10 protein-coding genes are annotated in these 13,658 nt (G+C 71.8%); 4 read left to right on the top strand and 6 right to left on the bottom strand.

Annotated elements, in window-relative coordinates; all coding sequences use genetic code 11:
• Nucleotides 1-53: 53 nt before the first annotated feature.
• Entirely contained in the window at nt 54-1,499 is a 1,446-nt protein-coding gene (locus tag OHB13_RS26425) for a maltokinase N-terminal cap-like domain-containing protein (RefSeq protein ID WP_328378714.1), read from the top strand.
• The gene (gene glgB, locus OHB13_RS26420; RefSeq protein WP_328378713.1) at nt 1,496-3,883 is read left to right on the top strand and encodes a 1,4-alpha-glucan branching enzyme; all 2,388 of its coding nucleotides are present in this window, start codon (nt 1,496-1,498) and stop codon (nt 3,881-3,883) included. The genes OHB13_RS26425 and glgB overlap by 4 nt, the downstream gene beginning before the upstream one ends.
• A gap of 118 nt (nt 3,884-4,001) precedes the next feature.
• Here the strand turns inward: glgB and OHB13_RS26415 are convergent, their stop codons facing one another.
• From OHB13_RS26415 to OHB13_RS26400, 4 genes are all read right to left on the bottom strand, one after another.
• A complete protein-coding gene (locus tag OHB13_RS26415; protein WP_328378712.1) occupies nt 4,002-6,266 on the bottom strand; it encodes a HelD family protein in 2,265 nt (754 codons plus the stop codon).
• A gap of 184 nt (nt 6,267-6,450) precedes the next feature.
• Entirely contained in the window at nt 6,451-6,783 is a 333-nt protein-coding gene (trxA, locus tag OHB13_RS26410; protein WP_328378711.1) for a thioredoxin, read from the bottom strand.
• Nucleotides 6,780-7,199 carry a MerR family transcriptional regulator gene (locus OHB13_RS26405; RefSeq protein WP_266852881.1) on the bottom strand — a complete coding sequence of 140 codons (420 nt, stop codon included), beginning with the start codon at nt 7,197-7,199 and terminating at the stop codon, nt 6,780-6,782. The genes trxA and OHB13_RS26405 overlap by 4 nt, the downstream gene beginning before the upstream one ends.
• 62 nt (nt 7,200-7,261) lie before the next feature.
• A complete protein-coding gene (locus tag OHB13_RS26400; RefSeq protein WP_266852883.1) occupies nt 7,262-8,854 on the bottom strand; it encodes an MFS transporter in 1,593 nt (530 codons plus the stop codon).
• Nucleotides 8,855-8,974: 120 nt separating this feature from the next.
• Here OHB13_RS26400 and OHB13_RS26395 point away from each other — a divergent pair, with 120 nt between their 5' ends.
• Entirely contained in the window at nt 8,975-9,610 is a 636-nt protein-coding gene (locus tag OHB13_RS26395; RefSeq protein WP_328378710.1) for a TetR/AcrR family transcriptional regulator, read from the top strand.
• A gap of 95 nt (nt 9,611-9,705) precedes the next feature.
• Here OHB13_RS26395 and OHB13_RS26390 read toward each other — a convergent pair whose 3' ends face one another.
• Together OHB13_RS26390 and OHB13_RS26385 are read right to left on the bottom strand one after the other, a co-directional pair.
• Nucleotides 9,706-11,514: a DUF2207 family protein gene (locus OHB13_RS26390; protein ID WP_328378709.1), complete on the bottom strand. Its 1,809-nt coding sequence runs from the start codon at nt 11,512-11,514 to the stop codon at nt 9,706-9,708.
• A 167-nt stretch (nt 11,515-11,681) separates the two neighbouring features.
• Nucleotides 11,682-12,713: an alcohol dehydrogenase catalytic domain-containing protein gene (locus OHB13_RS26385; RefSeq protein WP_266852886.1), complete on the bottom strand. Its 1,032-nt coding sequence runs from the start codon at nt 12,711-12,713 to the stop codon at nt 11,682-11,684.
• A 352-nt stretch (nt 12,714-13,065) separates the two neighbouring features.
• Between OHB13_RS26385 and OHB13_RS26380 the strand changes: the two genes are divergently transcribed.
• Nucleotides 13,066-13,647: a DNA-3-methyladenine glycosylase I gene (locus OHB13_RS26380; RefSeq protein ID WP_328378708.1), complete on the top strand. Its 582-nt coding sequence runs from the start codon at nt 13,066-13,068 to the stop codon at nt 13,645-13,647.
• Nucleotides 13,648-13,658 lie beyond the last annotated feature (11 nt).

Below are 13,658 nucleotides of genomic sequence, written 5' to 3'. Positions count from 1 at the left end.
AATCCGGGACACTCTGCGCATCGTGTGGTGTGCCCGGGAAAGGACGCGATGCCATGTCCAAGGCTGCATCCACCCGGAACAGCGTGCGCTCCGCCGGGTCGTCCGGCCCTCTCCGTCTCCTCGACTCGCTCGCCCCCCTGCTGCACGAGTGGCTGCCCAGACAGCGCTGGTTCGCGGGCAAGGGACGGCCCGTCACCGCCTTCACACTGGTCTCGGCCACCGAACTGCTGCCGCTCGGCGCGGCCCCCGGGCTGCTCCATCTGCTGGTCCGCGCCGAACAGGACTCCCCCGCCCCCGCCCACTCGACCGGCGACTGCTACCAGCTGCTGCTCGGCGTACGGACCTCACTGCCGCCGCGCCTCGCCGACGCGCTGATCGGCCGCGCCCGTACCGGACCGCTCGCCGGGTCCGTGCTGTACGACGCGCTGCTCGACCCGCGGCTGACCGGGCTGCTCCTGGAGCGGCTGCGCGCGCCCGGCCGGATCGGGGCGCTGCGCTTCGACCGCGACCCGTCCGCGGCGATCCCCGCCGGACTGCCCGCCCGGCCGCTGGGCGCTGAGCAGTCCAACACCTCTCTTGTCTATGGCGATACGTTCATCCTGAAGGTCTTCCGCCGGGTCCACCCGGGGTCGAACCCCGATCTGGAGCTGCCGCTCGCGCTGGCCCAGGCCGGCTGCGCCCGGGTGCCGGCGCCCGTCGCCTGGTACGAGACGACGGAGCCGGAACCCGCCACGCTGGGTGTGCTCCAGCCGTTCCTCGCCGGGTCCGAGGACGGCTGGCAGCTGGCCCTGCTCGCGCTCTCCGACGGCCATGACTTCGCGGCGGGCGCACGGGCGCTGGGCCGGGCGACCGCCGAGGTGCACGGGACGCTGGCGTCCGCCCTGCCCACCGCGGTGCTGAGCAAACGGCAGATACAGCATCTCGCCGCGGGGATGACGGAGCGCCTGGAGGCCACGGCTCAGGCCGTGCCCGCGCTCGCGCCGTACGTGGCGGGGCTGCGCACCGCATTCGACGCGATCGCGGACCTGGGCCACGCCGGCCGCACCTGGGCCGCCCAGCGCATCCACGGCGATCTGCATCTGGGCCAGAGCCTGCGGGCCAGGGACGGCGAGTGGTCGGTCATCGACTTCGAGGGCGAACCGGCCCGCCCGCTCGCCGAGCGCACCCGCCCGCAGCCGGTGGTCCGCGATGTGGCGGGGATGCTGCGCTCCTTCGACTACGCGGCCCGCACCCACCGCCCCTGGTCCCCGAAGTGGGCGATCGGCTGCCGCGACGCGTACTGCGAGGGGTACGCGTCGGTGGCCGGCGCCGACCCGCGCGCGGAGCCGGAGCTGCTGCGCGCGTACGAGACCGACAAGGCGGTGTACGAGGTCCTCTACGAGGCCAGGAACCGCCCCGACTGGCTGCCCGTGCCGATGGCCGCGATCGAGCGGCTCTCGCTTCCCGAACCCACCGTTTTCCACCGTGCGCCGAAGCTGCCGAGGAGGCCGCCCCAGTGACCGCCCGTCCCCCGTCCCGCACTCCGTCGCCCGCCGAACCCGAGCCCGCCCCGGCCGACTCGGCCGCCCCACCTGTCTCTGCCGCCCCGTCCGCAGCGCCTCCGGAGCCCGCGGCGAACACCGAGCACACAGCGGTCCTGCCCTCCCAGCCGGCACCGGCACCTACAGCGGCGCCGGCGCCGACCGGAGGTGCACGGCCCGTGGAGGCGCTCGACGCCCGGGACCGTGAGCGGCTGCTCAGCGGCGGCCACCACGACCCGCACGCGCTGCTCGGCGCCCATCCGGTCGGCGGAGGCATCGCCGTCCGGGCGCTGCGGCCGTACGCCCGGGCCGTGACCGTGGTCGCGAAGGGGCTCCGCGCCGAACTGCACGACGACGGCCAGGGTTTCTTCTCCGGGCTGCTGCCGCTGCGCACCGTCCCGGAGTACGCGCTGCTCGTCACGTACGACGACACCGAGATCGAGCTCCAGGACCCGTACCGCTTCCTGCCCACTCTCGGTGAGCTCGATCTGCACCTGATCGGCGAGGGCCGCCACGAGGAGCTGTGGAAGGCGCTCGGCGCGCACCCGATGACCGTTCAGGGCGTCACCGGCACCCGCTTCACGGTCTGGGCACCCGACGCGCGCGGAGTGCGGGTCAGCGGGGACTTCAACTACTGGGACGGCGCCGCGTATCCGATGCGTTCGCTCGGTTCGTCCGGTGTGTGGGAGCTGTTCGTGCCGGGCATCGGCGAGGGCGCGCTCTACAAGTTCGACCTGATGCGCCCGGACGGCAGCCACACGCTGCGCGCCGACCCGATGGCGCGGCGCACCGAGGTGCCGCCCGCCACCGCTTCGGTCGTGACGCAGGCGCACCACCGCTGGCAGGACGAGCAGTGGATGACGCACCGAGGGGACCGGCCGGTGCACGAGGCGCCGTTCTCCGTGTACGAGGTCCATCTGCCGTCCTGGCGGCCTGGTCTGACGTACCGCCAGCTCGCGACACAGCTGCCGGCGTACGTCCAGGACCTGGGGTTCACGCATGTGGAGCTGATGCCGGTCTCGGAGCACCCCTTCGGCGGCTCGTGGGGGTACCAGGTCACCGGCTTCTACGCGCCGACGTCCCGGATGGGCACGCCCGACGACTTCCGGTGTCTGGTGGACGCGCTGCACCGGGCGGGTATCGGTGTCCTGATGGACTGGGTGCCCGCGCACTTCCCGAAGGACGACTGGGCGCTGGCGCAGTTCGACGGGTGCCCGCTGTACGAGCACTCCGACCCGGCCCGTGCCGAGCACCCCGACTGGGGCACCCTGGAGTTCGACTACGGCCGCACCGAGGTGCGTAACTTCCTTGTCGCCAACGCCACTTACTGGTGCGAGGAGTTCCATATCGACGGGCTGCGGGTGGACGCGGTCGCCTCGATGCTCTATCTGGACTACTCCCGCGAGGAAGGGCAGTGGTCACCGAACGAGCACGGCGGCCGGGAGAACCCGGACGCGGTGGCCTTCCTCCAGGAGATGAACGCGACGGTCTACCGCCGCAACCCCGGTGTGGTGACGATCGCCGAGGAGTCGACGGCCTGGGACGGTGTCACCCGCGCCACCGACCAGGTCGGCGCGGGCGGCTTCGGCGGTCTCGGCTTCGGGCTGAAGTGGAACATGGGGTGGATGCACGACTCGCTGGAGTACGTGGCCAAGGAGCCGGTGCACCGCAAGTACCACCACAACGAGATGACGTTCTCGATGGTGTACGCGTTCAGCGAGAACTACGTCCTGCCCATCTCGCACGACGAGGTGGTGCACGGCAAGCAGGCGCTGGTCTCGAAGATGCCGGGCGACTGGTGGCAGCAGCGCGCCACGCACCGCGCGTATCTGGGCTTCATGTGGGCCCACCCGGGCAAGCAGCTCCTGTTCATGGGACAGGAGTTCGCGCAGGGCGCCGAGTGGTCGGAGGCGCATGGCCCGGACTGGTGGCTGCTGGACCCGTCGTACGGGGCGGCGCACGACCACCGCGGGGTACGGGACCTGGTGCGCGACCTGAACGCGGTGTACACGGCGGCCCCCGCCCTGTGGCAGCGCGACACCGACCCGGGCGGCTTCGACTGGGTGGTGGGGGACGCGGCGGAGGACAACGTCTTCGCGTTCCTGCGCTACGACGCGCACGGCGCCCCACTCCTGTCGGTCTCCAACTTCTCGCCGGTGGTGCGGCACCAGTACCGGCTCGGGGTGCCGGAATCGGTGCCGGAGTGGCACGAGGTGCTCAACACCGACACCGGTCTCTACGGCGGCGGTGACATCCGCAACGCGGACCCGCTGAAGCCCGAGCCGGTGCCGTACCACGGGCGGCCGTCCAGCATCGGTCTGACGCTGCCGCCGCTCGCGACGGTGTGGTTCAGGCCGGTCTGATCCAGCCGGGCGCGGCCGGACGGGGAGACACACCCCCGGCAGCACGGAGGTACGGAGGTGCGGCGGCGTGGAGCTCACAGCTCACACGCGCCGCGCCTCCTCCGTGTCAGGCTCCGTGTCACGGGCGGGGCTCCGTCGCGCCCGTGAGGCACTCCGGCAGTCCGCCGCGGGTGTGCACGATGCCGGCCCGCTGGGTGGCCCGGGTCAGGGCCACGTACAGGTCGCTCGTACCGCGCGGCGAACCGGTCAGGATCAGGCCGGGCTCGACCACGATCACCGTGTCGAACTCAAGCCCCTTCGCCTGCCGGGGATCGAGCAGGACGACGGGCCGGTGCAGGTCCGGCTCGCCCCCGTCGACGTCCGGGAGTACGGCGGCCAGTTCGCGGTGGAGCACGGCAGGGGCGATCACCGCGAGCCTGCGCTCGTCGGCGCGCTCGTCCGCGACGGCATCGGCCACGGCGCGGGGCAGGTCATCGGTGGCCCGCACCCACGGCGCCACCCCCGTGGAGCGGATGGAGCGCGGCGGCCGGAACGCCGGGTCCGCGGCGCTCGGGACGGCTGCCGCGACCTCCATGATCTCGGCGGGGGTGCGGTAGTTGATGCCGAGCCGCACCTGCTCGTAGCGGTCTTCGACGTACGGGGCGAGCATCGTCGCCCAGTCGCCCACGCCGCCCGGCTCGGCGGTCTGGGCCGGGTCGCCGACCAGCGTCATCGAGCGGGTCGGGGAGCGCCGCATCAGCAGCCGCCACACCATCGGCGACAGCTCCTGCGCCTCGTCCACGATGATGTGGCCGAAGGCCCAGGTGCGGTCGGCCGCCGCGCGTTCGGCGGCGCTGCGGTGGTCGGCCTCCTCGTGGCGCTCGGCCATCCGCTCGGCGTCGATGATGTCGTGCGCCGCGAGCAGTTCGGACTCCTCGTCCTCGAACTCGAAGGACTCGGAGCCCAGCGACAGGTCGAGGACGCCCTGGGCGAACGCGACCTGCTCCTGCCGGGCGGCCTCGGCCGCCGCGCGTACCGCGGAGTCGTCCTCGCCGAGCAGTTCGGCGGCCTCGTCGAGCAGCGGGACGTCGGCCGCCGTCCAGTCACCGCCCTTGCGGCGGATGGCGTCCGCGTCGGCGTCCGGCAGGTGCACCGGGTCGGTGAGGTAGTCGGCGACCACCTGCTGCGGGGTGAGGATCGGCCACAACTCCTCGATGGCCGCGTGCACTTCGGGGCTGGACGCGACGGCCTTGCCGATCTGGGCGAGGTCGTCGGGGCCCAGGAAGTTGGGCCCGCCGTAGGGGTCGGCGCCGAGCCGGTCGGCCAGCTGCGCGGTCAGGTCGTCGATGATCCGGAACGCGAAGTGCGGGCGCGCCAGGTTGTGCGGCAGCAGTGTCGAGCGGGCCCGCTCACGGGCGGTGTCGGCGATGGTCCAGTCGAGCAGCAGATCGCCGTCGTCGTGCGGGATCACCAGGGGTTCGCCGGGCTCCGGCGTGCGCTGGAGATCGCGCACGAAGGCGGCCAGCGCCTCCGCCATCTCTGTACGCCCCTTGACGGCGGCGGCCGCCGGGGTGTCCGTGCCGGTGGCGGTCACTCCGGGGAAGAGCTCCCCCGGGGTGGCGAGCAGCACGCCCGTCTCGCCGAGCGAGGGAAGCACCTCACCGATGTATCCGAGGAAGGCCGGGTTGGGGCCGACGACGAGCACGGCACGGCGGGCGAGCTGGTCGCGGTGCGCGTAGAGGAGGTATGCGGCGCGGTGCAGGGCGACCGCGGTCTTCCCGGTGCCGGGGCCGCCCTCGACGACGAGGATCCCGTGGTGCGGGGCCCGGATGATCTCGTCCTGTTCGGCCTGGATGGTCTGCACGATGTCGTGCATCCGGCCGGTGCGCGCGGAGTCCAGGGCGGCGAGGAGCACCGCGTCGGCGTCGGACCCCTCGTGCCCGGTGCGCTCCGTGTCGGTGAGGTCGAGGATCTCGTCGTGGAGCGCGGTGACGGTCCGGCCATCGGTGGTGAGGTGCCGGCGGCGGCGCAGCCCCATCGGGGAATGCCCGGTGGCTAGGTAGAAAGGCCGCGCGATACGCGCACGCCAGTCGATCACCAGCGGGGTGCGTTCGTTGTTCTCGTCGGCCTCTTCGCGGATTCCGATACGGCCGATGTGGTACCGGGATCCGTCGGTGAAATCAATACGGCCGAAGCAGAGCCCGGATTCCACCGAATTCAGCGCACTGAGCAGACCGGACCGTTCAGCGACCAGCACATCGCGCTCGACACGCGCCTGAAGTCCCTTCCCCACCTGGGCGAACGAGCCCTGGACGGCGGCTTCGGCGCGCTCTCGGAGCGCGTCCAGCCGCTCGTAGAGCCGTGAGACGAATTGCTGCTCGTTCTGCAATTCCTCGGTTGACAATGCAGCTCCTGACGCGATACGGTGCCCTTATAAGTCTTCTTCTGACTCCGCCTCACACAAGGCGATACAAAGACAGGAAGCACCCACTCTACGCGCCGCAATACCCCGGACGTCAATTCGCCCGGGGTATTTTTCCGCTTTCCGCGACAGGACTCCGTGGCAGGTTCCGCGTCAGGTCTCCCTGTCAGAGCACGTCGGCGAGTTCCTGGAGCAGCCGCCGTTTCGGGCGGGCGCCCACCATCGACTTCACCGGCTCCCCGTCGCGGAAGACCATCAGTGTCGGCATCGACATCACCCCGTACCGGACCATCACCTCCGGGTTGCTGTCGACGTCGAGCTGTACGACCTTGAGGCGTCCGGCCTCCTCGCCCGCGACGGCGCTCAGCACCGGCGCGAGCTGCCGGCACGGCCCGCACCAGTCGGCGGTGAACTCGACCAGGACCGGCAGTCCGGCCGCGAGTACCTCGGTGTCGAAATCGGCGTCGGTCACGGCGTCGACGCCCTCTGCGTGGATCATCTCCGGTGTTCCTCCCACTCGTCCCCGTCGGACAGTTCACAGCGCGGCTCCGGACCGCCCGGCAACTCCGCCTCGGCGCGGGCCAGTTCGGCCCCCACCTGTCGGCGGACCCCCTGGAGCTGCCCGATCAGCGCGTCCAGCTCGGACAGCTTGCGCCGGTACACGGCGAGCGAGGCGGGGCAGACGTCTCCGGCCGGGTGCCCGGCGCGCAGGCACTCGACGAACGGCCTGGTCTCCTCCAGGTCGAAGCCGAAGTCCTGGAGCGTCCTGATCTGCTGGAGCAGCCGCAGATCGTCCTCGTCATAGGTGCGGTAGCCGTTCACCGCCCGCCGTGCGGGCAGCAGTTCCCGGGACTCGTAGTAGCGCAGAGCACGGGTGGTGGTACCGGCCCGCTCCGCCAGCTCGCCGATTCGCATGTCCCGACGGTAATCCTTGACGTCGGCGTCAAGGCAAGGAGCAGGGACGGCCCGCGGCGGCCTCAGGCCGCGGTGGTCGCCGGCTCCTCCGCGGGCGCCGCCTCCGGTTCCGTACGCCGGCCGCGGCCCGGGATCAGGACGGCGACCAGCACCGTGCCCACCCCGAGGATCACCGCGCCGACCAGGCTGGTGTGGGCGACCGCCTGCGAGAAGGCGCCGTTCACCGCGTCCACCAGGGCGTGCGCCTGCTCGGGCCCCGCCTTGGCGCCGACCTTCTCGGCGACCGCGAGCCCGGCACCCACCGAGTCCTGCGCGGTGCTCAGCGCACCGGCGGGCAGCTTCCCGCCGACCGTGTCCGCGAGGTGCGAGGAGTACGCGCCGGAGAGCACCGACCCGAGAATCGCGATGCCCAGCGAGCCGCCCAGCTCGATCGAGGTGTCGTTGACCGCGCCGCCGACGCCGAGTTCGGACTCCGGGAAGGCGCCCATGATCGCGTCGGTGCACGGCGAGAGGGCGAGGCCGATGGCCAGGCCGAGCAGGACCAGGGGCAGGACGAACTCCCCGTAGCCCGAGCCCGCGTCGATCCGGGTGAGCAGCGCCAGCGATGCCGTGCCGCCGACCATGCCCGCGGTGACCGTGACGCGCATCCCGAGCCGGGGCGTCAGGATCCCGGTCAGCGCCGAGCCGACGAAGACCGCGCCGGCCAGCGGCAGCATCCGGACCCCGGTCTCGAAGGCGTCGAAGCCCAGGACGAACTGGAGGTGCTGGGTCAGGTAGTAGAAGGCACCGAACACGGCCAGGAAGAAGAGCGCGACGGCGAGATTCGACCCGGCGAACCCGCGGTCGAGGTAGCGCCGTACGTCGAGCACCGGTCGCGGGTGCCGCAGCTCCCACAGCACGAACACGACGAACCCGGCGCCCGCCACGACAGCGGCGGTGACGGCCTTGGCGCCCCAGCCGAAGTGCGGACCTTCAATGATCATGTAGACGAGGGCGCCGACGGAGATCACCGAGAGCAGCCCGCCCACGTAGTCGATCCGGCCGTGGTGGCCTGCCTTCGACGGGGGTACGAGGACGAAGGCGCCGATGATGGCGAGTACCGCGATCGGTACGTTGATCAGGAACGTCGAGGCCCAGCCGTGGTGCTGGAGCAGCGCCCCCGCGACCAGCGGGCCGGCGGCGATGGCGAGCCCGGCGGTGGCCGTCCACAGGACGATCGCCTTGGCCCGCTCGGCGCGCGGGAAGCTCGCGGCGAGCAGTGAGAGCGTGGCCGGCATGATCATCGCCGCGCCGACCCCCATGACGGCGCGGGCCGCGATGACGCCGGTCGCACTGCCGACCAGCGACCCGGCGACCGCTCCCCCGCCGAAGACGACGAGCCCCAGCACGAGCGCGCCGCGCCTGCTGTACTTGTCGCCGATCGCGCCGAGCAGCAGCATCAGCGCCGCGTACGGGACGGTGTAGCCGTCGATGACCCACTGGAGGTCGGCGCTGCTGAGCCCCAGGTCCCGTGTCATGTCGGGGGCCGCGACCGTCAGGGCGGTGTTCGCCATCACGATGATCAGCAGGCTCAGACAGAGCACCAGCAGCGCCCACCAGCGGCGCCGGTACGGCCCTGCCATCTCCGCCACCGGTTGCTTCACCACGAGGTTCATGACGTTCCACCACTCCCGTCCACTGGCACACGCCGACCGCACACGCCAACACCTACTTGCACATCACTGTGCAATTACACGCTGCTGTGCAATTTAGCGCGCTTCCCGGCGCGGTGCAAAATGGGGCCCGTGACTTCCGGACGAGCAGACGCCAACCGCCGCCGCATCCTGGATGTGGCGCTCACCGAGCTGCTGCACGACCCGGACGCCTCGATGGACCAGATCGCGCGCGCGGCCGGAGTCGTACGCCGCACGGTCTACGGCCACTTCCCGAGCCGCGAGGCGCTGATCGGCGCGCTCGTGGACAACGCGACGGCCGCCGTGGTCGAGGCCCACGCCACCGGCCGCGAAGGCATCAGCGACCCGGCCGAGGCACTGGCCCGCGCGACCCTCGCGGTCTGGGAGATCGCCGACCGCTACCGGCTGCTGGTCGCACTGGCCCAGCGCAGCGTGACCATGGCGGGCATCAAACAGCGCCTCACCCCGGTACGGGAGATCTGCACGGCGCTCATCCAATACGGCCTGGACGAGGGCGCGTTCACTTCACCCCTGACCGCGGCGGCCCTGTCGTACGTCCACGAGCAGGCGCTCTTCGGCCTGATGGAGGCCGTCAACGAAGGGGCCCTCCCGGCGGAGGAGGGCGGAGCGGCGGCAGCCAGCACCCTGCTGATGACAGCGGGCGTACCGGCGTCGCGCGCGGCCGCAGTGGTGAGGTCGGCGCTCGGCCGGGGGGACGGCGCGGCGCACGGGGGTTGATGCCGGTCAGCCCCGGCGAAAGGATCAACTCGATTCTGTCGCAGAGGTTTTGCGGTACGCCCGACCACTCACCTACCGCACCCCCGCCCCGGCGCCTACCAGGAGCCGCCTCCGCCCCCGCCGCTTCCGCCACCGACCGAGCCGCTGCTTGACGAGCCCGAGGAGGAATCGGACGGCGGCGACGTACTGGACGTGGCCGCCGCAGAGGTGAGGGAGGCCGCCAGGGCCGAGGTGTGCAGGTGACGGTGGTCGTGCACGGCAGGGTGACCGGGGCGCTGCGCGGAGGCCTCGGCCGCCGCCGACCAGTGGTCCGCCTCGCCCAGGGCCACGGCCCAGCCGGTGTACCTGCGCACATCCTCCTCGCTCATGGTGTCGCCGACGGGCTTGTCGGGATGCGCCAGGTACTTCCGGAAAGCCGCCACGCGCAGCCACTGGCGTGCGCCGTGCGGGGTGAGCGTGTGCATCTCCCAGGCACGGACCGCCAGGGCAAGACCCGCACCGGCGACGACGGCACCCGCCACCGCCCAGCCCCTCCACAGGTGTTCCGGGTGCCCGCTCAGCACCGCCCCTGTGAGCGCCGACGCCAGGCCGGTCAGGGTCGCTGCGACACCTGCCCTGCGTGCCGGGCGGCTGCGGCGCGGCCCGGCCGGGTCGCAGAGGCCGCTGGTTGTTTCCAGCCACTCGCGCAGGTCGGTGTCGAGCCCTTCCCACGCCTTGCCGAAGTAGTAGTCGTAGTGGTCCAGGGTGAGGGAGTCCCGGTTGCCGAAGATGGCTTTCAGCGCATCGCGCGTCATCGCGTCGGCTTCGCGGGACGCCTCCTCCTCGGACCGCTTCCGGGAGAGGACCGGCGCGTCCCGCTGCGAGATGGTGAGCCAGCCCCGCTCGTGCGCGTGCATCAGCAGGGCCACCTTGTGCTCGGGCAGGACACGTCCGGCGAAGAGGACCCCGGCGCGTGCGGCATCGAGGCCCTCCGGCGGCGCGGCGGCCCGCGGCCGGGAGGCGGCGAGACGGCTCAGGTCCACCCTGCGTATGCGCTTGCCGTCCGTCGCGCCCGGCCCGGCCGCCTCCAGCCCGCCCTCGTCGTGCAGCGGGCTCCGCCCGGCCCGCCGCAACAGCATTGCGGTCAGCGCCATCGCGACCAGTGCGGCGGCGGTGCCGTACATCCAGAGCAGCGGCGGGTGTGCACGGCCCGCGGCGCGGGGGATCGCGGCGGACGGCACGGTCTGCGCCGACCGGGACGCGACCCGGCCGCCATCGGCGGAGTACAGAGTGGCCCCCTGCCCGGCCCGCAGCCCGGGCAACTCGGCGACCAGGCTGCCCTGTTCGGGCGCGGACACCGTACAGGAGGCACTGCTGCGGGATCCGGTGCCCCCGCTCACGCACCGGGGGCGGGCCAGGGCGAACGGCGCAGTCACCTGGATCCTGATGTCGTCCAGCGCGACGGCCCAGCCGGCGCCGACCGCGTTCCAGGCGAGGCGGTGTCCGGGCGCCACCCTCGCCAGGGGGTACTCGATGCGGTAGCGGTGCACACCGCTGATCGTCCGGTCGGGGTCACCGATCCTGATCCGCGTCTCATGCTCCGACAGGTACTCCGTCTCGGCCGGAACGGGCCGGCCGTCGACCGTCGCCTTCACATCGGCGATGTCCGAGAGACCGGGCACATCCCGGTAGATACCGTGTTTGTCCTCAAGACCCCGGCCGAAGTCGTAGTCGATCACCTCGGTCACCCGGGCGGTGCCGTTACCGGCGACCGCCGCGACCACCCACAGGCGGGTGACCCGCTCGGTGTTGCCCGCCAGCGAGCCGAGCGCCATCGCGCCGCCCAGCAACACTGCCCCCACCAGCAGCCAGACGGCGTTGGCGCGGCGGCGTCGGCCCGGCGTCAGATGTCTGCTCAGTCTCATTGCCCCCCGATTCATTACGTGCTGACAACGTTGTACTGCCAACCACCCCTCAAATCATGCGCCTTGTTGTTTTGGGTCGCTTTTCCGTCGGCAGGGCGCGGTGGAGTGACCGCACCGTCACCGTCCGCACGGGGCGACGGACGGCGGCACCCCGGAACCCGCCCCGGTCAGCGCCCCGTCGTGAGGACCATCCGGAAGCGTGCTGAGCCCGACATCATCCTGGCGAACGCCTCGTCCGCCTCCTCCAGCGGTGCCTCCTCGGTCCACGAGCGGACGCCGGTCTGCTCGGCGAAGCGCAGGGTGTCCTCGGTGTCCACCGCGGTGCCGGACGCGTGGCCGTAGACCTTCTTCGTGCCCGTGATGAACTGCAGGCCGCTGAACGTCATTTCGTCGGGGGTGGCGCCGACCACGATGAGTTCACCGCGCCGGCCCAGGCCGTCGAAGGTCGCCGTCATCGCCGGGCCGTTGGTGACCGTGGCGAGGACGACCTTCGCGCCGCCCAGCTCCTGGAGTTCGTCGGCGACATTCCCGGCCGTGCTGTCGATGTAGTGCCTGGCTCCGAGGCCGTACGCGAGCTTCGCCTTCTCCGCGCCGCGGGCGATCGCCACCGTACGGAACCCCATCTTCGCCGCGAACTGCACGCCGAGATGGCCCAGTCCGCCGATCCCGAGGATCGCGACCAGGTCACCCGGGCCGGCCGCGCTGCGCCGCAGCGCGTTGAAGACCGTGACGCCCGCACAGGCCAGCGGGGCCGCCTCGACGGAGGTCAGGGCGTCGGGGACGCGGGCCAGGGCGACCGCCGGTACGACGACCGTGTCGGCATAGCCGCCGGGATAGGCGGCGCCGGGAATCTCCAGCCGGTCGCAGTTGATGCCGTCGCCCTCCCGGCAGGCCTCGCAGTAGCCGCAGCTGCCGCCGTACCAGCCGACCGCGACCCGGTCCCCGGTATCCCAGCCCTCGACGCCCGCGCCGAGGGTGTCGATCCGGCCCGCGATCTCATGGCCGGTGGTCACGGGGAACGTCGCTCCGGGCAGCATTCCGCCGGTGATCATCGCGTCGGAGTGGCAGACCCCGCACGCTTCCACCGTGATCCTGACATGGCCAGGTCCCGGTTCCGGGAGTTCGGTGCGTACGAGGGTGAAGGGGCCGCCGGGCTCGGCGACCTGCATGGCGCGGGGAGATGCGGGCGTGGATGTCATGGGGCCTTCCCTGCCTTCCGCGGGGTGGAGGGTGCGACGAGGATCGGGAGCGAGGAGGGGGCGTCGGCGTTCTGTCCGGTTCTGTCCGCCCCTCCCAGTGTGGGCATTCCGCGTCACATCGGCCACGCGCACCGCGCGGCGCGGCTCAGGGCTGCGCGTCGTACCAGGTCAGCAGGGGTGCGGGAGGCGGAGGCAGGCCGGTGCGGAATGGACTCGGGGCCCGTTGTCAGTGGTGGGTGACAGCATGTGAACCGACCGCTCGCAACTCCGTGACCCGACCAATCGGCCACCCGCAACTCCGTGACCCGGACCAACCGCACCCATAGCCCGACCGCGTCTCCAGGGAATCCGTATGAAGCACGCCGAACACCGCTGCGTCTGGGCGGACAGCTCCGACCTGATGGCCGCCTACCACGACGAGGAGTGGGGCCGCCCGTCACACGACGACCGCTACCTCTTCGAATTCCTCGTCCTGGAGGGCGCCCAGGCCGGGCTCTCCTGGTCGACCGTGCTCAACAAGCGGGCCAACTACCGGCGGCTGCTGGACGGATTCGACCCGGTGCGGATCGCAGAGTACGACGAAGGCAAGCTGGCGGAGCTGCTCGGCGACCCCGGCATCGTACGCAACCGGCTGAAGGTCGCCTCGCTGGTCAAGAACGCCCGCGCCTTCCTCGCCGTACAGAAGGAGTTCGGCTCGTTCGACGCCTACCTCTGGCAGTGGACCGACGGAAAAACGGTCGTCAACCGGCCGGGGCCGGGCGACCCCCTTGCGACCAGCACCGAGCTCTCCGACCGGATCAGCAAGGACCTCAAGCGGCGCGGCTTCACCTTCGTCGGCACCACCATCGTCTACGCCTATCTCGAAGCCGTCGGCGTCGTCGACGACCACTGGGCGGGCTGCCCGGCAGCGGCGTCGGTACCGCTGCCGGGCTGAGCCGACCGACC

The organism is Streptomyces sp. NBC_00440 (genome assembly GCF_036014215.1).
Lineage (GTDB): Bacteria > Actinomycetota > Actinomycetes > Streptomycetales > Streptomycetaceae > Streptomyces.
This window is presented reverse-complemented; position numbering and strand designations above follow the sequence as displayed.

Bases quoted from the DNA above. Each gene is read 5' to 3' on its own strand.
- OHB13_RS26425 (WP_328378714.1), top strand. From the start codon at position 54: ATGTCCAAGGCTGCATCCACCCGGAACAGCGTGCGCTCCGCCGGGTCG.
- trxA (WP_328378711.1), bottom strand. From the start codon at position 6,783: ATGATCCACGCAGAGGGCGTCGACGCCGTGACCGACGCCGATTTCGAC.
- OHB13_RS26405 (WP_266852881.1), bottom strand. From the start codon at position 7,199: ATGCGAATCGGCGAGCTGGCGGAGCGGGCCGGTACCACCACCCGTGCT.
- OHB13_RS26400 (WP_266852883.1), bottom strand. From the start codon at position 8,854: ATGAACCTCGTGGTGAAGCAACCGGTGGCGGAGATGGCAGGGCCGTAC.
- OHB13_RS26395 (WP_328378710.1), top strand. From the start codon at position 8,975: ATGGGGCCCGTGACTTCCGGACGAGCAGACGCCAACCGCCGCCGCATC.
- OHB13_RS26390 (WP_328378709.1), bottom strand. From the start codon at position 11,514: ATGAGACTGAGCAGACATCTGACGCCGGGCCGACGCCGCCGCGCCAAC.
- OHB13_RS26385 (WP_266852886.1), bottom strand. From the start codon at position 12,713: ATGACATCCACGCCCGCATCTCCCCGCGCCATGCAGGTCGCCGAGCCC.
- OHB13_RS26380 (WP_328378708.1), top strand. From the start codon at position 13,066: ATGAAGCACGCCGAACACCGCTGCGTCTGGGCGGACAGCTCCGACCTG.